The following is a 23,267-nucleotide window of genomic DNA, read 5'->3' as shown; positions in this document are numbered from 1 at the left end:
TTAAGACTGTTTTTCATATAACTTTCTCCAACTCATATAACCATATATGGCATTTATCAAAGCAACAACCTTAGTAATGATAACCGGAATAATTGCTATTGTAATAGCGGAATCTAGTATTCCATCTACCCAAATTGAAATAGTTAAAATATCTACAGTTAACCAAAGTATCCAAAATTCTTTATACAATAGTACGGTAAGTATAAAAGCCACAATTGAAGTAGTTTCAACTATTGAATCTGCGACTAATCCAACATTTTGCCCAAAGTACAGATGTAAAACGAAATAACCATAAATCGTTGATACCACAGATATTAAAATCACAATATTCAGAAATTGTGATCTTGTTAAAGTTTTGATCTTAATTTGTTTTTCTTTAGTTGTATTTTGAGGTCTAGTCCAGTTATACCAGCCATAAAACTGTATAGGGCATAAAAATAAAACTGCTAAAAGTAATTGTCCATATACTTGGTTTTGATATGAAATAAAAGCATACATAACAGCGGCGATTAGCCCCAATATATAGTTAAAAACTTTGCCTTTAGCTGCCAATATTAGGTTTGTAATACTAATAACTGAAAATATAAGAATAAAAGCACTACTATCACTCAAAAAAGCTATAACTATAGTCAATACAATACAACTAACTAACCAAGTAATCTCTTTTTTACTCCAACCAGTAAGGGTATTTTTTAATATAGTCATTTTATGAGCTCATAGAATATTTAAGGGTTTATTTTAATACTGCTAGACAACTACTGCAACTACAATTTAAGAATAACAATATTAGATAAACCCTTAAGAAATTAAAAACCGCTTGTTTAGAATTATTATAATGTAGGCTCTACAGAGTCTTTTTTACAAACTCTTACACAACCTCGTAGGAAAGAAGCACTTTCACTAAATGCCAGTGATGGATACTTATTCACTTGTCTTAACATTGTTTTATCCTCTTTAACAATATCTTGTGTTGATTTTAGCGCTAAATTCGTCTCAATTTCATTTGTATGAAAAAAATCATGCTCTGTTTTAAAAATCCATTCATCTACAGCTCTAAAAGATGCATCAGGCTCTCGTGATAAACAATTTTGCTCAACTTTTTCTAAAATATCATGAAGTTCGACAATATCAACAACTCGACTTGTCATACGTGATTTGGGTGAAAATTCCATTAATGTTGGTATCTGAAGTGAATAGTAAGCTGGCTGACTCTCTTTAATTTTATCAAATTGGTTAGCGCTAAGAAAAACTGGTGCGCTTGGAATACGATATAAATCAGTAAAAGCTTGTTGCAAGTAATCAATCGGTGCAACTTCATTTGAAGCAACAAAAAATCCCGGATAAAAGCTTCTTCTTATAGCATATAAATGATGTAGCGTGTCAACAATATATGGATTAGGTTTAAGATTACTATCTGTAAGTACATGTGAGAGCTTAAACTTAAAATTTATGCTATCTCTTAAAAATCCTGTTTCTCGCCACCCCATACTATGAAGATACAGTCTTAAAGAATCTAATTTTTTATTCTCAAACCACTCTTTTGAAAAAAATAATACCTCGATACTCCATTTATCTTCAGATGTTTGAGTATCACTTATAGCCTTAAATAAATTCCATTGCTCAAGAACATTCTTAGGTTTCTTTATATTTTTAAGAGAAAGTTCTTTTTTTAATCGATTAAAACTTCTAGCATCTGATGTTTTTGGTAATAAATGAAGTGATCTAGAGCCTGCTGTCATATTCCAAGACGCTGCATGTTGCTTATAAATAGAATCATCGGCAGAAAGTATACTCCATAAAGCGAAAATATCTCCAGGACTACTTATTGAAAACGGTATTGTGAAATTATCATTATCTAAGTAAACCTCAATAATTTTATTAAGAGGTAAGCCCACTGGGATATTGGTATATGAAAGCTCTCTAACGATCTCTTTGGGTAGCTCTTTTGATCCTATAGGATATATTTTGCCTTTATATGGCAAGTGCAATGTTCCCTTATCTAAAATATGATCGCCAAAGTTATAACTTGCTTTTATAACTTTACAATTTTGTGGTATTTCTATGCTATTAATCACCTGCGCTAACTGAGGATTTACTTTCTCTACCTCTGCAGCAACATTTTGCCAGGATAATAGCTGTAAACCTCTGTTTTCCATATGTTTTTACTATAATTACTACTGATTTTTAAGTGTAAGTATAGAATATGAATATTAGAATCACTTGTAAACAAAATTAATAGCATATTTTGAAAATTAATTATTTTTTCTCACTATTCATCATCTTTTACCCAAGATAGTTTATCTCTATTCCATTTATTTATAGCATCTATATCTGGTTCAAACTGTTTATCTGGATTTGCATACATATTAAGATAAAAATATAAACTACCTTTCTTAGTATGATTTGGTAATTTTCCTATTGCTTTTTTGTATGCATCTTCAAATGACTTTATGGTATTTAATATAATATTTTTATGTGACTCGAAGCTATCATCATTTTCAATACAAAGCTGAAAAAAATAATAGTACTGATTTTTTATATAAATTGCGAGCTGTGATAAATAATTCTTAAGCAAGAATGCTCTTATTTGTCCTGTGATACCATGTCTATTTTTTACACCATAACCTTTTGACTCAAAACACACATCTACTAACGTACTTACAATCCCACTAGCTAGTGAAGTAATAACTGCTGGTGGAAAAGCCGTTTGTAATGCTTGAGTGGTAATAATACCTGTAAGCTGATTAGCAAGCTGAGTCTCTCCAACACCATAACCATAAGTTTTCGCATTACCTTTAATAAAATTTAAAGCTTGACTACCTGCTCTAGGACTTGAAGTCCTTTGCTCAAATTTCAATGCATATGCGACTAATCCTTCACTCATATTATTTATAGCTTGAAGCACCATTTTTACTTTGTTATAACAAGCTTCAACACTTTGTTTCTTCATAAGCGAAACAGGATCGTTTGTCTCTTCATCATATTTTTCAAACTTCCCATTATGAAATCCTTCTTTAAACTTTTTTGCTAAGCTAGAATATTTATTAAACATATCGTCTCCCAAAAATAATCTAGCTTTCTGTTGGAAATTATTATTCTGCTCACATATAGATGCAAGTAACGCTCCCAATTTATCTGTATCTGTAGCATCATCTATATCTAAAGTTGTAGTTGTACTATCAAGCATCAGATTACTATTTCCTACGTTATCTTCCCCAGCATTAATTAAAGCTTTTCCTAACAAGTCAAATAATTCAAGCATGATTGTTTTATGACGAGTATCTGGGGTTAAGTAATATTTAAGTAATAGTTCAACATTATAAATAGGTTGAATGCTTCCATCTTTAATAAACCTATTAGAGTCGCTTGATACAGTCGCATAGTGAAAAATAGATAGAGAAATAAATGAATAGTATGTTGTCAAATAGCATCTTTTATTTTTTTCACGAGCTATCTCTAACAACCTGTTACCAAATGATTTAAGAATTACTTTTAACTCCTCCTCATCTGGACATCTTTTAATAGCTGCTTTAACTCTGTTCGCTTTTTCAACTTCTAAATTTGTAATCTCAACTGTATGTACACTTCTTCCAATTTGAAACATGTGACTCATTGTACTACTCACATAGTTTTGATTACTTTGTATTTTATGTAACTCTAAAAAAGAGTCTACCCCATTTATAAACGCTTTCTTTAAATTTTCATATGAAATAAAATAAATTTGCATAAAATCACTCCTTTACTTAAAACAAACAGCTTACATTATCTATCTAATTAAAATAATGCTAATTTATGATGTAAATTTACCGTAATAAAAATAACATCTATTACAAATGACTATCTAAATGATAATCACCAATATAAGAAAGCGCCTCCTTAGATGTTTGTGCTATATTTGAAGAAATAATGTTTATTTTTACATTTACATTGTTTATTTCTTTGACAAATTTTTGTACTTTATTTTTTACAACCTCAATATTTTTTTTCTCACTAGAAAGTGATAAAAATATAACCTTGATAGTAATACAATGGACATAAGATCTAAGAAAGTTACCCAAATGTATCTCATTTATCTGAGCATCTCCAACAAAACTTGGTTCACATGGTATTGCGGCTATCTGTTTATCATGACTTATAATAGTAAGATAATCTTCAGCAAGTATTCTATATAACCCACTGATAACATTATGGATAGTTAAACTACTTTCAAATGCTCTAATATAAATATTTTGTTTGGTTAGTTTCATATATGTATTACTACCAAAAACATACCTATATAAAAGCTCCTTAACTCCTTTTTCTACTGCTAATAAAGCATTTTTCAGGTTAAGGGTTTCATATCTTTTATATATATTTTCAAGCTTAGAAAATGGTCTTACCTTAAAAACATTAATATCAATATGTACTTTATTTGCAGCAACATAAATATTCAGAATTGTTGCATCTACTGTTGTTTTAGCATCAAAGATAGGATTCAACTTAATATCCTCAACATCCACATCGTGATTTATCAAAATATATAGTAAGTTGTTAATAGATAGTTTATTAACAATTTTACGCAAATTTATAATATCTGACTCGTTTAAATACATATCTAAAAATCAAAAATATCCTTATCTTCATGTTCATCCATTATCGCGGCTCTTCTATCAGAATTTGCATCATACTCATCATCCTCATACTGATCATTTTCAAACATCATATTATCTTCTTTATAGTTTTTGTTTTCATAATGATTCTTCTCACTATAAAAATGATCATTTGCATTTGGAGTATCTACGATAGTATTTTCGGGCATTTTTTCATAATCCTCTAAAAAGCTTTTGTAATCAATCGAATACATCTTTTTAGCCATCTGCCATTGAATACTTGTAGAATATGAATCTATATTTTGATGAATTCTCTTAACATTAGGAGCCAATGCTTTATACAGAGGGAAGAACACCTCAGGAAAATATTCTTTAGGATCAAATTTTGCAAGTATCTCTTGCAAATCCTCATAAGCAACAGCTGCTTCAAAAATTCTCTCGGTTGCAATTAATCCTTTTAAGACATCAACTTTATCAAGAAGCTCCATCCACTTATGTGACTTAAAGCTAGAAGTGTTTTTCAAAGTGGCGTCTGACTTTACTGTTGATTTATCCACTGTTATATCTTGCTGTAGGCTCTCTTCAGAAGCTTCTGCTTCTTCTAACTTCTCCTCTTTTTTTACAAATTTATTTAAAACTATCTGCAACTGCTTCTCTGTTAAAGAATCATATTCCAAACTCTTGGTAGTACAAAATAACAAAAACTCTTTAAAATCATCTATAAGATCTTGATTAAAACTGAATTTCTTAGAATTATGCTTATAAGATTCTTGAAGGTTTCCTTCTAAAAATGCTAAAAAAGTATTTAAACCATTACTTCCTAAGATATTTTTCTGCTGCTCGTTTACCGGACTAATCAAATCAAAAGAGTTTTTTATAAAAAACAAATACTCCTTTAGTACAGCAACAAAAGATTCATTTTCATCAATACTTAAAAGTAGCTCAGAATTTAAAGCTAAGAATAAAGAATAAATATCAATGACCTTACCTTGTTGTAGTATATTTGATATCTCTGCTAAATAATCTTCATACTTACCATCCTCATATAAGCCATATATCTTTATGTTATTTAAAGGGCTTAATTTCTCTTTTGTTTCTATATCGATATTATTTAATATCTCTAATATTGCACTCATATTGCCCCCTTCATTTTAAAATGAAAAAACAAAAACACTGATTCCAAATAAAACAATAGGAATAGCAGCTCCTATTAGATATTTTTTATATGAAGCAGTCTTTATGTCACGAGATGGAGGAGATGGCTTTGTTGCATCAATAATATTTAGGCTACGACTATTATTCTCGGAAATTATTTTATTTATCTGCTTCTTATAAGATAGAAAATCACTATCATATATATTGCTATAATATTTTCCTGAAAAGTCACTATTTAAAATAAAAAATATTATCTTATAGCAAACTTGTGGGTAAATCGTATCTGACAATAAGCTATCGATAATATCAAAAACATACTCTCCCCCATCTTTTCTATCATAATACTCTTGCTGTAACAGATTCCAGTTAAAGCTATTCCCTTCCTGCTCATATCTAAACATTATTTTCTCATCAACATAAGCAAGTAGCGGAAATATCGCATATTTTGTAACAGCCTCACTATATTGCTCAGAAAGCTCCTCTTGAAGGAAGAAAACATTCTTACGAACCTGCTCTCTAAAAAATGCTATTTTCTCATTATCCAACTCTTTAGTATCAAGTACCTCGTCAGTTTCTTTAATAATATTTAGTGCGATTTCTATTTCTGTAAGTTCTGACATAATCACTACCTCTCAGGTTCGTTAATAACTAACTCTTTTATGAAATTAAAAGAGTTTTTATTTATAAATCTACATATAACTTTCACCATAAATTCAATAAAGAAATAATGCTTCTTAGAATATTTTTGGCTTGTTATGATAACTAACTTATTAGTTAATATATCTACCTCTATATCGCTGATAAGCTCCAATAGAAGCTGTATATCATTACTATCAGCTTGGAGAACTTTTAATATACTTTCAAAAGTTGCTTTGGAAAAAATACTATTTGAAACAAGCTTATCAATAAGATCAAAAATGTCAGTCGAAGACTGCTTAAAATTCTGCTTTTCATTATAGAAACTTATTGGTGTTAGTTTGCATTTAAAAGAAGAAACAACACTTGAACTTATCTCTATAAACTCTGATACATCTATATTTTGGGTCCAACAAGTATATGTATGTATCTTTGTATCGATAACCTTAGAGCCTAAATTTGGCAATACAACATTATAATCTAAAGACTGAGTTGAAAGATTTAAATAGTATTCATTCTGACCTTTAAAAAAGAAGTTATTAAATTCCACTTTTCTATTATTTTCATAAATAGATAAAACAGATATAGGAATAGCATGCTTATCCTGATCATGTCTTAACTTAATTTGAGATAATAAATTGTTTGTATAAACACTATATGAATAATCATCATAAGAATTAAATATCGGCAAAAGATTTATTTTAAAAAGACTCCCTATATACTCTTCATGATATGCTTGCATGTCTAATTTTAATATTAGCTCAATTTGTTCAACCTCATCAGATCTATAACTAAACAAATTTTCAATTTTTACATTAAAACCAAATGTTATTGGTGAAGCATGAATCTTTGCTATTGTTTGCTCTATAGGTTTTAACTGATATTTTAGGCTAGATAACTGTATTTTCTTTATTGCTAGATTGCCACCTTTAAACATAACCTTTGCAAAGATATCTGATGGCTTATTGTTCAAAAGCTCATTTAGTATAAAATCAGCTTCATATTTATGAAATTTTGAGAATTGAGGATTTATCCATACTGTAAAATAATCATACTCAAAGCTATGCTCAAAATCTAAAGTTAATGATACTGTAGACTCATTAACCTGCTTTGTTTGTATATCTTTAACAGGCGCTATAGTCGTTTCCAAACGAGGGGTGAAAACTAGACTATTATTATTCTTTTTATCTTCAATAAAGAACTGTTGATCTGGGGTTATTTGATAACCAACATGGTTATTATCTTTTATCTCAATCAGATAGCTTTTAGGTAAAAAATAAAAAAGATTATTATAATACTTGTAAAGTAGACTACTACTATAGTCTTTTATTCGCTGATCTAATTCTATTCTGATACTATCTCCAATACTTTTAAAAGTATCTGTTAGTATTGATATTTCACTTAGGTTTAAATCATTTGTATCTTCACTATTCATAATTTCTCCTAAGTTGTTTTTGCATTAAACTGGCCAGGATTAATAAAACTTACTACTCCACCAGAAGCAAAGTTGCAAAAGGCTTTACTATTTATTGTTGTAATTGGAGCTCCTTGTAATATTGTTGTAGGGCTTGTAGGTGTAAATGGTGTCAACAATGGAACACATGGCCAAGGAAAGACAAATGGCACCTTCGCAGGGTTTGAAGGATTCACACAACCTGGAAAAGGTAGGACATTAACACCTATTACAGAATCTGTAATATTTGAACTTGGCAACATACTTGTAAGCACTGTTGCTCTTATACTCAAATATGAACCAGGGCCTGTACCAAAAGAGCATAATGTCGTCGCCCCTAAAACCGATGTAAGTTGAGATGCACTATTTGAAGCGTTTACAGATGATGGTGATAATATAGTTTTAATATTATTTAACTCATTTGAAAGAGTCTCTATAGAGTTAGCTATATTCGAGCTTTGATCTTTTAATGCTTTTACTTGATCTATTGCTTGTTCTAACTCTTTTAACATTTATACTCTCCAATATTCTTCATTTAGCTTAAGTGTTGTTTTAGCTATTGGCTCTAAGCTTCTATTTTGTAAGACATTTATCACGGAATGTGAAACTGGTGGAAGCTCATCAATACAAATTAATTTTGGTATGTTGTAATATGAATTCTCAAGTGCATTATATGTAACTTCTTTCGCCTTAATATTGGCTTTTTCATAATTACCAGATTTTATATATTTATTAACCTTAGCAATCATTTTTTGGATATTGTTTTTTTTAGTCTTGGTATAGTTTGAGATAATTTCTTTGTAATTTTTATTTTGATATTTTCTATAAATTTTATTTAATGTTGTAAAGTCATCTTTTGTTATCGCTAAGACTATGTTTTGCTCTTTCTCTTTAAACTCTTCATATTGCTCATCAAGTTTTTTTAATACGGTTGATATCTGCATTATATAGCTTTTCAAAACTCTCAAATCTGTTTGCTCTTGTTTTGATATTTCAGTTGCAATATCCATGAACAGTCTTTCAACGTATTTAAAATTGCTTAAGATATCTTCCTTATTTTCATAGATAGCAAAATTGATGAATGATGCAATATTTAAATTTTTATGAAAATATATATTTGCAATCTCAGAAAGTATATTTGCAGGACTAATCTCCATAACACTCACACTTTCACTAATAAACAAACTATAAAAATCTTCCTTTTTATTTAGCTCAAAATATAGCTCGTCTAGACTTTTTAGAGTATTTGGTAGTCTTTCAATATGAGCAACTAATGACTTAAAACTATTCTCAAATTTATTCTTTTGTCTTTGTTGAGGAAGTAAAATCCTCTCAAGATTAAAATCATTAAAGTATTGAGATACTGCAAAAAAACCATACTCAAATATTTGTTTAAGCTGATTATTATCATCTAGTGCTTCTTGCAAGTTCTTATATTTAAAGGATATTATGGAATCATTAGGTGACTCTATTTCATCATCATGAAATACAGACTGGTAAGCATTTAGAAAAATACTATCGCTATAGCAAGTATAATTAAAATTCGTATGATTATTTTTAATAAAATACGCAAGTTGTAATACTTCAATAATAGGATTATCTTTTAGAGGCAATTGGCTTTTTATGGAATTACTTTGTTTAACGAATGATCTTAACTTCGAGAAAAATCTCTTATAGTTATTTGTTAAAATCTCACCTATATTATTACCTTTTAATAACCCCAGATATAAATCAACTATAGGCGCTTTTGCACTATTTTGCTCCTGCTTATCAGCTTTTGATTTTAAGTGAGATACAAATTCTTCAATATTATTTATCTTCTCTACAATCTCCACACGTTTTACAAAAAAACTTTGCAAACTAATAAGATATTTCTCAAAAAATACTTTTATAAGCTCTAATTTATCAAATATTCTTTTGACTTCTGTTTCAATATATACAGCATCAACTAAAGATTTTATTTTGTTATTTAAAGCTATTAATTCTTTGCTAAAAAGATTACTACTTAATAGATTCACCTCTTCAAGAACAAGTGAAAGATTATAAAAATCTGAACGGCTAGCTAGAGTATCTATGCTTGAGAGATGCTCAGTTAGAGATACGGCTCTATTCGTATAAGCTTTTTGCTCTTCTAGATAGTATGTTTTTAGACTCTCAAATAGAGTCTGTAAATTATCTCTAGCTGACTGTTGCATATCACCCTACCATTGTCGTTGCATTACCTTTTATACTAGCTGTTGCATTGCCCTTAATATTAACTGTTGTACCTTCAGCATTCATTGCAACTTTTGCTTTTATATTATTATTTAGTCCCTCTAGATTTAGGTTTTGCGTTGCTTGTATATTTGTATTCGCTGAGCTTTTAACATTTATAGTCCCAGACTCTATCGATATACTGTTATTATCCAGAACAATACTTGAGCTACCTATTTTTAAGACAATCTTGTCATTATTTAGCATAATACTTGCATTTTTTGTCGCCAAAACAATCTCATCTTCTTTTATAGATGTCTTTGAATCTTTAACATCTGCCAAGATTTGCTTTTCAGCTGTTGATTGAATTGTATCCGATGCTTTAGTTGTTATAGTTCCAGAAGATTCCATTTGTGAACTACACCCTTTATCAGCATCTTTTATATCAATAAACAATCCACCATCTTCAAGGTTTAATAAATGATCTGCTTGTGACATAGAACTCCTAATTTAGTTTTTCTCTATACTTCCATTATCTTCGATTGTGAAATCTCCACCATCTTTTGGATTTATTAGATATTTCCATGTTTGTAAATCCTTACTATCTTTAATATTTGGCAAAATAAAATACACCGCATAATCTTTAACATCACTATCAAGATCAAACTTATTTTTACCATCATCAAGAGGCAATATTTTCATATCATCACTATATATATCTTGAGAAACTGACTCATAAGTTGCTGAATAAAAATTCTTTTGATTTGGATTTTTTTCTAGAACTACTTTTGACTTTGGCAAAGAATTCTTAACATATAATGTATTGCTAGCACAACTAGCCAAAACAAACATCAAACAAATTATTAAACAAGTTTTGATTTTTTTTATCATAATTAATAACCTCTATGATTTTACTTTTTTATCGTATCAATAAATTTTGATTCAACTTTAAATGAAACAGGATAATCCTTACCATTATGAGTTAAATCCCAAGTACAAATATCCTTTGAACACTCAGCATCTTTTAAAGCTTTGATCACAGCCCAGCTTCCTGTATAACTTTTTTGGATAGTTTGACCATCTTTAAGCTGAACTACGATTGTTACTGGCTCTTTTGATGACCAGTTATAATCAACTTCAACAGGATCTGTATAGTTAACATTTAAAGAGTTCACATAACTTTTATTGTTAAATAACATACTTGTAAATGTATAGTCATAGTCTTTACTAGGGACTGGTGTTATTTCAAATTTCAGTTTTTGTGGCTGATTATCTCCACTCCACAATAGCTTATTTAAGTGATAAACCTTATTAAACTGTGACAAATATAGTTTATGTTTTGATGAAGTAATTGTTGGATTACTCCATGTATCTTTTACACGATCATAAGTTAATAACGGTTTTAACTGCTTCATAAAAGGTACATAAACACTACCTGACTCACCAAGATCAGAAACCAACTTATTATCATCTACAGTTTTATCACCATCAAAACTAAATGGTAAAAAGTTATTCAAATATGAATACTCAGCTTCCGCATCTTCATTAATAGATGATATCGCTTGATTTAGTGCGATATTTTGAATAGCTTCAACAGCTACATCTAGTTGTCTTTTTAGCAAAATATATAGCTCATCATTATCAGCAACATTTAACTCTGTTAGATCTGAATATACTCCTTGAAGAGGTTTATAGCCTCGTTTAATTTCTTTGTATGTTTTAATATATCCATCTTTTTTAATTTTACTGTTTAGAGTTGCGAATATCTCTCTATACTCTGCGTACTTTTTAGAATTCAAATATTTATCATCATTTTTAAAACGATCTTTTATATCCTCAAAACCTTTTGTATCAATGGATGTATTTATTCTGAAGAAGTCTATAAAATCATTGAACAATGAGCTTTTAGAACTCATCGATATAAGATAAATATTTAAAGACTCTTTGTTAGAAATTTTATCAAACTCGATATTTTCAGAGTTAAGACCACTCAACAGACCATTATATCTATCGATATATTTTGCCTTATATGATGACAAACTATCATTATATATTGATGAAAGAAAATCAGTTTTAACATGATATTTTTGGCTTAAATTGTCTAACAATTTGTTAAAACTTACTTCAAGAGGGAGAACATTATCATTAATATACGCTTTTGAATATTGTGGAGAAATTTTTACAGAATTATCATAAAAGTTTGGTTTAAACTCCATCAATAACTTTTTATCAATCTTTGGAAATAAAGGCAACTCTTTATCTTTATACGCTGAGTTTAGAGTTATATTTATAATGTATTGAACTAGTGCTGTTGAAATTTTATCAGATGTAGCTTTTGCATCTTTATTCTTTATCTCAGAATCATTACCTTCTAAATGATTAGTTGCCGTATCAATATTTTTTATAATATCTTTGAAGCTTTTTGCTTTTATATCAGAGGTATATTTAATTACTGTAGTAACATCTGAATTTAAGTTTTTAATAAATGAAGATTTACAAACATTATTTGATTTAGAAGCAAAACGGCTTTGATATAAATTAAATATGGCATCTATAGATTTAGGAACTGTGTATTTGCTTCTTAAATCTGGCAATATAGAATCAATTGCACATTTATTTAGATATGCACGATATATTCCACTAATAACCTCTGTTCTATTACTGCCAGATATCCCCAAGTATTCATTATTAAAGCCTTCCAATGATAGTATATGCTTAAATTTTTGCTCGATATCAACTTCTATCTTATTATCTTTGTACAGCTTACTTGCTTGCTTAGATGCTGTTTCTAAAATTTTTGCTTTTGTTGCTGAACTACTATATTTGGCTATATACAATAATTGCTCTTTTGAAATAGAAGATAAATTACTTAGAATTTCTATAATTTTATTTGTATTATCATCAAGCTGATTATTGTCAATATACTCAAAATATATTAAGAAAACTATTAAACTAGAAAGTTCTTTTGTCTGGCTAAATTTTGATAATAAGACATTATTAGTAAGTGCTGAAGCATATAAGCGATAAGCTTGTTTATATTTGATAGAAGCTGGATAAATACTGCTTAATAAAATACTATTATCAATGTTAGACTCTTGCTCATCTAACATTTTTTTAAGATTTTTAGCATCATAGCCAAAGTATTTATTAGTTTTCAGCTCACTTCGTAAGTTAAACTCCCTAACTGTGTTAAACAAAAACACTCCTGAAAGAATAGCTACTACGGAGCTGAATATTATATTTTTTGGTGTCCATACTTTTGGGTAATTAGTAGCTAAACCTTTTATATGAAAGTTATGCTTTGTATTTAATAGCAAAAACATATAGGAATCATAGGTTGCTTTTTCAAGATTTGGATAAATATCCTCAAATATTTTCTGAATACTACCTAACGCTTTTACACAAAAATATTTATCTTGTATATTTGATTCTTGACTAATAACTTTTGTTGTTAGATCACTGATTATTTTTTGATCTTTTTTTGGATTTTTTTGTATTTTAAATAAATTCTCTTTAGCAATAACTTGGTTAAAGTTTCTAACTTGTTGTTCATTAGCATTTGTATAGAAGTTAATTACAACAGGCTTTTTATAACTCTCAAATAAAGGAGCGTAAATTTCTTTTAATAACTCACCTGTATAAGAACTCTGCTCACCTATCTCATAATGTATATTTATTTTCTCAAACCTTAACCCCAACTTAGATGTTAACTTATCAAGATCATTTACAGATATACTATTTATAAATAATGAAATATCATTAGCAGCTATTGAGATAAATGAATTTTTAGATAATAAAACAACTTTCGCTTTTTTGATAAGGTGATTTAGTTGAGCTTGTTCAACAATATCATTTTGTATAATATGTAACTCGCTCAATTTATCTTTGAGACCTCTCTGAACGATCAGCTGTCTTGCCTTTTTTATATTTTGATTATCAGTATTAGGTTTTTCTTTTTTAAAATATTTTGATATTTTCATTATTTTAACTTCCTTTTGCTTTATAAGTTAAAAAAATACCCTTCTTATTATTTATAAAGATAGAATTATCATTTTCTTTATTTAGTTGTTTAATAGAGTATGTTTCATCATCATCTTCCTGAGTATATGCAACCTCACAATTTTCTTTAGCTCCTAAAAGGTGGCGTTGCAAAAGTTGTTTTTGTGCTTTTTCTGTAGAAATAGCGCTATTTGATACTATCTTGTGTCCATGAGATTCTGTCAGACTAGTTGCTTTGACAACCACAACATCATCATTTCTCAAGGGCATAAATTCATTAAGATTTGAGTTTATATTTATCCTTGTTGGAATATATATAATTGGATCTTCTGAAGTTTTTGGATAAAGTATTTCATTAGGAACTTCCAGAGCATAAAATAACTCTTTTTTGCTATTTGCAATTTTATTAGAGCCCTTTTCATCTTCTTCTTGCACATCTGCAAAAGAACTTTCCTCCATTTTATAATTCTTAAAGAATTTATATGCTTTTTTAGAGTCTTCACTAACATTTTTACCAATTGTAACTTTTCCAACAACATCGAATTCCTTATAACGCTTGAAGCTTGGATACTCTGGCTCTTGGTTATTAAAATCTTTATACAAATACTCAAAATAATTTGCATGTGTAAGATATTGCTTTGGGCAAAAAGAAATCTTCTCATACATCTCTGTATCAGTATTTTTCTTATAGTATTGATTAAAAATATTTCTATAAAGCTCTTGGCTACAACGCTCACTACGCTTTAATTTTATCTTCCTTTTGCTTAGATAAATAGAGCTTAAATCCTTACTTCCTAACAAATAACCTTGATTATCTATCTTTGATAAATCAATCTCTGAATTAACAAATGCTAAACCATTTATTGAGTTTACAGTTACTGCGTAACTTTCTTGAAAAGGTTTTTCCTGTTGTGGCTTGCCTACTTGTAAATAATCAGTTGGATATAGTATTGTTTGATAGATATTCTCAAATTCTTGCGAGCCATCTTTATCATCTATATCATTCTTTTTAGATTTTTTAAAACTTATATCAGGGATTACCTGTGTTCTTTTAGTATGGATATCGCAGCTATTTAAAACTACTACTTGCTCCTGCATCGCACTCAGATCATAATCATGAAATTTTTGTTGAATATCATCTTGTGTGTTCGCAAAATTTTGCTTGAAGCTATTATCAATCTTATCTGCTACAAAATACGTCGCAATATCTTTATCACAATGAAACTTCAAAACACAGCCATTTAGTGATAACTGTTCAATGAAAAAATCATAAAAACTTCTCTCAGAAGTAGATAAAAAAATTTGATGAAACCTTTTTTTAATATTCTTACTTTTTTCAGTATCTAATTTTACAATGTTACCAAAGTAAAAATTCTCCTGAAAAATGTCATCAACACTTTTCTTAAAGTCAATATAAGTAGGCTTATGCAAGCTCCATAAAACCTTCAATGGATCTGAAAAGGTTATTTTGAACCGTTTTAAGTAATTATCATTGTTATTATCATCTGTCTTTATAGAGAAAATATTGTTTAGAGACTTTTTTTGCACATTAGCTGAATTTTCGATATTCCCTATAGCCAAAAACTTATATTCTCTAGTATGGTTCTCTGTTTTTGAACCTTTTTTTAGAAAGTTGTATTTATCAGCTATTTTTATATCTAAAAAAAGAGGTTGTTTCGTATCTAACAAAAACTTAAAGTCAGGATGATTATCAGGATATGCTAGTTCAAAATCAACATAACCATCAACTCCATAAATTTTCTCATCAATATCTAAGTCAACAATATGATTATTATTCAAGACTAGTGCATTTTCTTTAAATAGTTTTTTATTCTCTGTAGCAGTGAAATCAATATCTTTAACAGCAAAATTAGAATCTATAGGTTTTATATTTATAGTTATATTTTGCTCTAAAAGAAAACTATTTTGAGCAACTGATGGAGAAAGGTACTTCCCAGAAAGCTCTTTTATTTTATAAGCAAGTGTCGTTTGTTTTAATGAAGATGATTTACTTATATTGCTATTTATATTATTTAACAAACAATTAATTTTAGATAAGCAATCACTTGATATATCTAGTATAAGCCTATTTTGACAAGCTTTTTGTAAACCATCTAAGATAATAAAAGCATCTTGTTCATCAATAATATTTGATACAACATAATTTAAATAATCAGATATCTCTTGCTCAAGCTCTTTAACTCTAAAAAACTTATTGAACTTTTCATAAATAACTCGATTAATTACCCCTTTCTCATACAAAGCCTGTGTATTGCCATATTGCTTTTTGATTACATCAAAAGTTATAGCTTGTTGATTTTTAAGTAGCTTGCTATTTATGTTTATAGCTCGCTTGCTTATCTCATTATTTTTTTGTGAGTTTGATATAGCTTTAGACAGCTGCAATATCTCTGCACTCACATCCTCTGTATAGCCACCTAATCCCATAACTATCAAAATATTTTTCACAAAATCCTTCTAAAAAATTATCGTACTTTTAACTCTTTGACAAACCTAATAAACGGCTTTTTCTCGAGGTGATTTTACCTCAGAAAATAGCATTTCTTTATGCAAAATAATTATTGTAGATTTTTAAGTGTTAACCACTTTTTTTAATAATCAAAGTACAAGAGATAACGTTTTGTAACTTTGCTTTGTTTTGAGAAAGTACCAAGGAGGAAGTATGGCTAAGAAGAATATTATCCCAAGCTCTCGTTTGATGATTAATTATGAAACGAGTGTTGATGGTGTGTTAAAGAAAAAAGAACTTCCTTACCGAGTTCTTGTTGCTGGAGACTTATCAAAAGGTAAGTCATCAGATGCACAAAAAGACCTTGCTGATAGAGATGTTAGGCGAATTAAACATGGGGCAGATAGAGCTCTAGAAGATATGAATATCTCTTTTGACTTTGAGGTTCCAAATTTTGTTTCAAAAGAATCAAAATCTCTTAAAGTTAACTACAAACTGGATGCTATCAAGGACTTTAAGCCAGATGCTGTGGCTCAAAAAGTCCCTGAAATAAAAGCTCTATTAGAGCTAAAAGAGATATTAACCTCTTTTGCAAAAGATATTGATAACAACAGGAATCTAAAGAAAGTTATCGATGGTGTTTTTTCAGACAAAAGTGAGCTTGAGGTACTTAAGAAAAAAATCCCAAATTTAGCAAACTATTCAATTGAGTATTCAGAAGAAAATGAAATAAAAGGGGATAAGTAATGACAACACAAGCAAGTCTATCTGATCAGCTTTTGGATAATTTCAAAAGCTCTGATAGTATCAGTGAAGTTATAAGCAATATTGACTTTAATGTTTCTAATGATTCAACAAAAGTGCTAGATATTACTGAAAATTACAATGCTCGAAACTTAATGGCATTATCTCTAATTCTAGCAAATAATGATGAAGTCAATAACTATAATCAGAAGTATGTCCAAAAAGTTATATCTATGATTGATAAACTTATTGAACTACAAGTTAACACTATCATAGCAAATACTGAATTCAAAAGTCTTGAGCAGGAGTGGCTAAAAATCCAAGAACTATGTAAAGATGATTATGATGGTGTCGAAATAGGTATTCTTGATGTAAAAAAAGAAGAACTTCAATACGACTTTGAAAGAAACCTATATGATATTTCTAATAGTGACTTTTTCAAAAAGGTTTATGTCGCTGAGTTTGACCAATATGGTGGTGAACCTTATGGCGCTATTTTAGGATTATATGATTTCGAAAATAGCGAGGATGATATAACTTGGTTAACTGGCATGGGAATGGTTGCTAAGAACTCTCATGCTCCTTTTGTAGCATCTATTGATAAGTCATTTTTTGGAGTTAATGATATTTCTGAAATAACTCAAATCAAAAGTTTTGAGACGCTACTAGAGCATCCTAAATATAAAAACTGGAATGATTTTAGAAAACTAGATGAAGCTGCATACATAGGACTTACTGTCGGCGATTTTATGTTACGTCAACCATATCATCCAGACAACAATCCTGTCCAACATAAGCTAATGAAAAGCTTTAGTGAGCTCGTTGATTATCAAGAAAATAACAGTTACTTATGGGGATCTTCCTCAATACAACTAGTAAAGAACATGATGCGCTCATACGATAAAACTAGATGGTTTCAATATATTAGAGGTGTTGAAAGTGGTGGACATGTTAGCAACCTTGTCTCCTGTGTTTATGATAATAGAGGTGTTTTAGAGACCAAGCCACCGCTAAATGTACTATTTGCTGACTATATGGAACTATCTTTAGCAAATGTTGGTTTTATACCATTTGTTGGTGAAAAGGGAACAAGTAGCGCCTGCTTTTTTAGTGTTAACTCAGCTAAGAAGGTAGATGAGTTTGTCGATGATTTTGATTCGGCTAATTCTCGTTTGATTGCTAATCTGTCATATACGCTATGTATTTCTAGAATATCACATTTTATTAAGTGTGTTATCAGAGATAAGATTGGTAGTGTTGTTGGCACAGAACAAATTCACGGCATAATTTCTGACTGGATTTCAGAATATGTAACAACTGTATACCAACCTACTCCTCTAGAAATGGCTAGATACCCTTTTAGAAATGTAAATATAGATGTTAAAACTATACCTGGGAAACCAGGATGGTTCTCATGCAAGATCAACGTTATTCCTCATATTCAATTTGAAGGAATGGATACAACTATGACTATCGATACACGACTAGAACCTGCTCTATTTGGTAGTGCAGAACAATAAATAAGGAGATAATTATGTCTGAAGAAATGTTAACAAGACAAAATATAACAAGTGGAGCTCCTCTAAATATAGAAACAGGAGTAACTAGTAGTATAGGATCACACTCTAGCCCAAGAGTTTTTGTAGATTCTTTAACTATTGCTGGAGAAAGCTTTGATAAAAATATTGTTGCCATTGATGGTGGAGAAGACGTCACAAAAGCAGATAAAGCTACAGCTGCAGCTGCTATTATTGCTATGACTATTTCTCCTGGCTCAATCAACCCTACAGTAACTCTAACTTTAGGAGTATTAATTAACTCAAATACTAGAGCAAAATTAGAAGAAAAAATCTCTCAAGTGCTAAACTCTGGGACAAATGACATTAAAATCAAGCTAGGTGCTGCTAACAAAAAGCAAGAATTTAAAACAGATGAGAAATGGGGAGTGGTAGCTGATGTTTCAAATTTTGAGTTTTTCCCGATTAGCCCTAGAGCATTTAGTTTTCATATAGATCCGACAGACCTTATGGGAGTATCAAAAAACGGTATGCGTTATCACATAATTGAAATTGGTGGCCTAACTACAGAAAAAGGTGAGCTAAATGTATGTAGCGCAGCTAGTACAGATAAAGGTGTTGCAAAGATAGGTTACATCTCTGCATCATAAACTGATTAATACTAATCTAACTTAACAACTTTATATAAAAAGGTTTTCTTTTATGTCAATACAAAGAGTAAACTGGGAGAATGGACTAAAGTTAGATTGTGAGATTCTTATCAAATCTAACTTAGCCATTTCAAAAAGATCAGACCTTTCAAATATTCTCCCCTTTAACCTTCAAAAAGGATTTATTAATTTCACGGTTGATCATGAAGGCTTACAAACAGGTCTTATTTTAATCAAATCATTAGATTTATACATTGATAATAAAAGATTCGTTAGCTTTGACAATAGTTACCCATTATCCATACAAGTGATAAATGATGAAATTGCAGCAACGATATCTATATATTTGAACATAACAGAAAAATCTATAGAAAAAGAACAAACAAAATATATAGCTGACGATTTATATCTATCAACTAAATATGACTATAGTGCAAAGCATAGTATAAAAATTGCTGACTTTAGAACTAATGGTAGCAAACTTGAAGCGTTAGAGTGTGATTTTCCTTTACTAACGATGAACCACTATCTAATGGATGACATCTTTACTAGAATAAATAGGACAATATCTAATATTATTGGATTTAATAGGTTTATTTTCTCAACATCAAGACCCTATGCCTCTACATATCTAAATTTTCTACTTCTAAAACTAAAAAGAGATGTTATTTTTGCAGAAAAAAATAAAAGTAGTGTAACTCCTCAATATATCTTCAATATACTTCACGATATATATAGTTTAATTATTAGCAACACTCTGGATGATCAGCAAGATATCCTTGATAGTATAATCGATTATGAAGTGAATTATGCTTACAGTAAATTTAACCTGCTATTAGACAAGATTGAAGACATTTGTAAAAATAGAACTATCAATAACTTTGTACAATTTCATCTCCAAGGTCAAAAGTATATTTGCAGTAATTTTCCAGAAGAATTTTTTGTTGCTAATAAACACTATTTAGTAGTTAAACGAAAAACAGAAATTGGGAATAACAAAAGGTTTGAAAACAAAAACAAACTAAGAATAACAAGCATAAGTAGATATACAAATATAGTTACACTTTCTTTATCTGGTCTTAAGCTCGAAGAGATTGGAGACTCTTTACATAATAACCTTGCTATTTCATTAGGGGACTATGATACTGTTTTTGAAATCAAAAAAAATGCTGAATGGGATTTTATATTAGTTGATAAAAGTGCTGTATTCTCAGCTCTTGAGGGAAGCCAAAACTATGACTTTTTTATAGCTTTTACATAAGCTTTATTTTCTACTATTATAATTCTTAGGAATACATGTAAGGATATTTAGCCCGTCAAATTTACAAGATGACTACATCACATTAGTAATGTTTATATTATCTATTTTCTTACTTTTTACGATAATGTTAAAAAATTTTTGTGAATAAATAATATTCACACCTAAATGTAAGCTACCGCTTTTCAGCTCATTATCGAATGCTCTTGATAAAAAGTTAAATAACTCTACTTTAAAACTATGCAATTCTTTACCATTATTTGTTAGTTGCTTCTGGTATTATTCCTAAGTCAGGTAAATTTAAAACTTAGTAACTCACATCTATAAGTATTCCTTAATAGAAGTATTAGTTTCTCTCTATAAAAAATTCGCTATAGAAATGAATTTTTTGATTTAGCAAATATGTTATTTTATATTTGAAAAAATAAAATGTAAGGGGTAGCTATGGGAAATAGAACACTAATACGCAATGCTAAAGCCAATCAGGTTAATATTCAAGAAAGTGCCAAAAATATTGAGAAAATATTAAGTGAAATAAGCCCAAGATTAGATACCCTACACAAAGATATGCAAGTTGGTGTGATGGCTGAGATAAATAAAATAGAACGAAGAAAAGTTATCGCAAAAACTATTTTAAATATGTCTGCAGCTCCGGCAATGTTTATTCCTTTTGCTGGTCCCTTTGTTGCTGGGGCTTTAAAAGCTACTAGTAGTATAGTTGATACTATAAATAATCCTCTAGATATAAACACATGCGCAATGGTAATTGGTATAACGTTAGAAACTGCATATAAAGCTCCCTTATTCCCAACTTATGTAGATGGTGAGGATAAAGGTGTAATGTCATCATTACAAGATAAAACAAAGGGGCTTTTACCAGTTAAAGAAAGAACTATTACAGCATACAATGGCAAGGGAGACTCTCAACAAGTTGTTACAGTAGCTAAAGATCAACTAGGAAATGCTCTAGATGCAGGAATTTCATCAGCTACAACCAAATTACAAAGTGCACCCATTCAAAAAGTAGGTAAATATCAATCAGCTCCAAGCACAAATAAGGCTGTAGATAGAGAGCTTACTCTAAGACACCTGATATATACAGAGTCAAAAGTTAGAGAAACTATGGATCAAGCATTGGATGATACTAAAAGATATAGATTATTACCTTTACTTTTTTGGAAAATATGTACTAGTGAAAGCATAGAGGGGCATGGTACATTATTATTAAATTCTCTTGATCTAAAAACAACTAATGATCATAACAAATGGATATCTATTGAGCGAGCTAAAAGATTATTAGGCGGTCAAGGAAATGAACACCTAGCGCGTATAGCTAGGAAATGTGGTACCAGTGAGTTTGTAAAAGAAGTGAGAAAAGAGTTTGACTATAGGTCTTATAATATTTTAAATGAGTATGAAATTACTCCCATATATATTGAAAAAATTAGGTTAATTGCCTATAGAGATAGGTATAGAGACGCCCTATACAAATTAATTAATACTAGTTTTTTACATACAATTTTTAGAGATGCGCAAAGAGCAAGAAGACCAATTTTTGATAAACGATTTTATAAGTCAGAATCGTATGTAGTTGAAGATTGTACTTCTAAAAATTTGAATACTACCTATGCCAACAATGCTCATCAATATAGACGCAAAATGGTTTATTCTTGCTATTGCTTCCATCAAATGTTAACTAGTCATTTAGGTACTTATTTTTTATCTTCTTTACCGGCTATAGGCACAAGTGATATTGAGAATGATAAAAAAATAGCTTTGGCAATAGTGGATGCTTATGCAACATCGTGGTGGGCAACCTCTAAAGCATTTAAGGCTAGCAGAAAAATTAATTTAACCGAAAGTCATGAGCTACAAAAACTCATGATTTCTGAAGTGACCTTGGACGGTATTCCCTATATAGCAAACTACTTTAGCCACTCTAAAACTTTAAGGGAACATATTAGTTTAACGGCAGATAACGATGCAAATCGCTTGGCTAGAGAAAAAATAGTATTAAGCCTAATAAGCCTTATTGAATTTATTGAGGAATTATCTCCTTATGATATGATGCCTCTTGATAATAATATAAAGAGTAAAATTGATCGTAAAAGCTTTAATGAGACTATAAAGTCCACATTACGTGGTAAATATCAACATATGTTAAATCGTTTTTCGGATGACGTTGAGTTTCCAAACATCGTAAATGCTGCTCATGCAACTCCTCTTAATGATCTTGATTTTAATAAATATGATAGTCTTTTGCATAATACAAGCTCTAAATACGATCACTTATTAAATCAAAATGCAAATGATAGAAATCCTATCAATGGTTTAGATAATACAAAAGATAGTTTACATATAAAACAGAAAATGCGTACCAATCTAAATTTAGCACCTGTGGGTCCTGAAACTCAAGCTCAAGCAAGGTTAGGCAGTGCAGAGTTATCAGAAGATATTGCTAACTTACGTATGTTATCTACAATGAGCATTAAAGGTACAGCTAATGCTTTCGATCAGTATGATTTTAATGCGAAATTAGTTGATACACTTGAAAAAATACTAAAACACATTGGAGGATAAAACTCTAATATTCCTAACTTAAC

General features: G+C 29.6%; 18 protein-coding genes. 5 read left to right on the top strand and 13 right to left on the bottom strand.

The genetic code is table 11. The features are described from left to right. The 13 genes from pnuC to QI37_RS06270 all read right to left on the bottom strand — a co-directional run bounded on the left by pnuC (position 1) and on the right by QI37_RS06270 (position 16,494). Complete coding sequence (pnuC, locus tag QI37_RS06330) at positions 1-705, bottom strand: nicotinamide riboside transporter PnuC (RefSeq protein WP_040009656.1); 705 nt, start codon at positions 703-705, stop codon at positions 1-3. 125 nt (positions 706-830) lie between these two features. Then, positions 831-2,156: a hypothetical protein gene (locus tag QI37_RS06325; RefSeq protein WP_040009654.1), complete on the bottom strand. Its 1,326-nt coding sequence runs from the start codon at positions 2,154-2,156 to the stop codon at positions 831-833. A 113-nt stretch (positions 2,157-2,269) separates the two neighbouring features. After that, positions 2,270-3,727: a hypothetical protein gene (locus QI37_RS06320; RefSeq protein WP_040009651.1), complete on the bottom strand. Its 1,458-nt coding sequence runs from the start codon at positions 3,725-3,727 to the stop codon at positions 2,270-2,272. Positions 3,728-3,827: 100 nt separating this feature from the next. Further along, positions 3,828-4,592 carry a type VI secretion system baseplate protein IglJ gene (iglJ, locus tag QI37_RS06315; RefSeq protein WP_040009648.1) on the bottom strand — a complete coding sequence of 255 codons (765 nt, stop codon included), beginning with the start codon at positions 4,590-4,592 and terminating at the stop codon, positions 3,828-3,830. 2 nt (positions 4,593-4,594) lie between these two features. After that, positions 4,595-5,725, bottom strand: coding sequence for a type VI secretion system protein IglI family protein (locus QI37_RS06310; RefSeq protein WP_052399165.1), 1,131 nt, complete (start codon positions 5,723-5,725; stop codon positions 4,595-4,597). Positions 5,726-5,740: 15 nt separating this feature from the next. Further along, on the bottom strand, positions 5,741-6,364 hold the full coding sequence (locus tag QI37_RS06305) for a DotU family type IV/VI secretion system protein (RefSeq protein WP_040009645.1): 624 nt from the start codon (positions 6,362-6,364) through the stop codon (positions 5,741-5,743). 5 nt (positions 6,365-6,369) lie between these two features. Next, positions 6,370-7,815, bottom strand: a complete 1,446-nt coding sequence (gene iglH, locus QI37_RS06300; protein WP_040009642.1) for a type VI secretion system baseplate subunit TssF/IglH — start codon at positions 7,813-7,815, stop codon at positions 6,370-6,372. Positions 7,816-7,823: 8 nt separating this feature from the next. Beyond that, positions 7,824-8,345: a type VI secretion system PAAR-like protein IglG gene (iglG, locus tag QI37_RS06295; RefSeq protein WP_040009640.1), complete on the bottom strand. Its 522-nt coding sequence runs from the start codon at positions 8,343-8,345 to the stop codon at positions 7,824-7,826. Further along, positions 8,346-10,028 (bottom strand): hypothetical protein, encoded by a 1,683-nt coding sequence (locus QI37_RS06290; protein ID WP_040009637.1) that lies wholly within the window; start codon positions 10,026-10,028, stop codon positions 8,346-8,348. 1 nt (position 10,029) lies between these two features. After that, complete coding sequence (gene tssI / locus QI37_RS06285) at positions 10,030-10,524, bottom strand: type VI secretion system tip protein TssI/VgrG (RefSeq protein ID WP_040009635.1); 495 nt, start codon at positions 10,522-10,524, stop codon at positions 10,030-10,032. Between the two features lie 12 nt (positions 10,525-10,536). Next, entirely contained in the window at positions 10,537-10,917 is a 381-nt protein-coding gene (gene iglE, locus QI37_RS06280) for a type VI secretion system lipoprotein IglE (protein WP_040009632.1), read from the bottom strand. Positions 10,918-10,937: 20 nt separating this feature from the next. Then, positions 10,938-14,006 (bottom strand): hypothetical protein, encoded by a 3,069-nt coding sequence (locus tag QI37_RS06275; protein ID WP_040009629.1) that lies wholly within the window; start codon positions 14,004-14,006, stop codon positions 10,938-10,940. Positions 14,007-14,010: 4 nt separating this feature from the next. Then, positions 14,011-16,494, bottom strand: coding sequence for a pathogenicity determinant protein PdpA1 (locus tag QI37_RS06270; RefSeq protein WP_144242715.1), 2,484 nt, complete (start codon positions 16,492-16,494; stop codon positions 14,011-14,013). Between the two features lie 214 nt (positions 16,495-16,708). On the opposite strand from QI37_RS06270, the gene tssB reads away from it, so the two are divergent. The 5 genes from tssB to QI37_RS06245 all read left to right on the top strand — a co-directional run bounded on the left by tssB (position 16,709) and on the right by QI37_RS06245 (position 23,244). Beyond that, the gene (gene tssB / locus QI37_RS06265; protein WP_040009623.1) at positions 16,709-17,242 is read left to right on the top strand and encodes a type VI secretion system contractile sheath small subunit; all 534 of its coding nucleotides are present in this window, start codon (positions 16,709-16,711) and stop codon (positions 17,240-17,242) included. Beyond that, positions 17,242-18,759: a type VI secretion system contractile sheath large subunit gene (gene tssC / locus QI37_RS06260; protein WP_040009620.1), complete on the top strand. Its 1,518-nt coding sequence runs from the start codon at positions 17,242-17,244 to the stop codon at positions 18,757-18,759. Before tssB ends, tssC begins: the two co-directional genes overlap by 1 nt. Positions 18,760-18,773: 14 nt before the next feature. Beyond that, positions 18,774-19,406 (top strand): type VI secretion system tube protein IglC, encoded by a 633-nt coding sequence (gene iglC, locus QI37_RS06255; protein ID WP_040009617.1) that lies wholly within the window; start codon positions 18,774-18,776, stop codon positions 19,404-19,406. Between the two features lie 52 nt (positions 19,407-19,458). Then, on the top strand, positions 19,459-20,667 hold the full coding sequence (gene tssK, locus QI37_RS06250) for a type VI secretion system baseplate subunit TssK (protein ID WP_040009613.1): 1,209 nt from the start codon (positions 19,459-19,461) through the stop codon (positions 20,665-20,667). A 441-nt stretch (positions 20,668-21,108) separates the two neighbouring features. After that, entirely contained in the window at positions 21,109-23,244 is a 2,136-nt protein-coding gene (locus QI37_RS06245) for a hypothetical protein (RefSeq protein WP_040009611.1), read from the top strand. The last annotated feature ends 23 nt before the right edge of the window (positions 23,245-23,267 follow it).

Origin of the sequence: Candidatus Francisella endociliophora (assembly GCF_000764555.1) — a bacterium.
In the GTDB taxonomy this organism is placed as follows: Bacteria; Pseudomonadota; Gammaproteobacteria; order Francisellales; family Francisellaceae; genus Francisella; species Francisella endociliophora.
The sequence above is the reverse complement of the archived record's forward strand: the minus strand, read 5'-3'. Positions and strand labels throughout refer to the sequence as shown.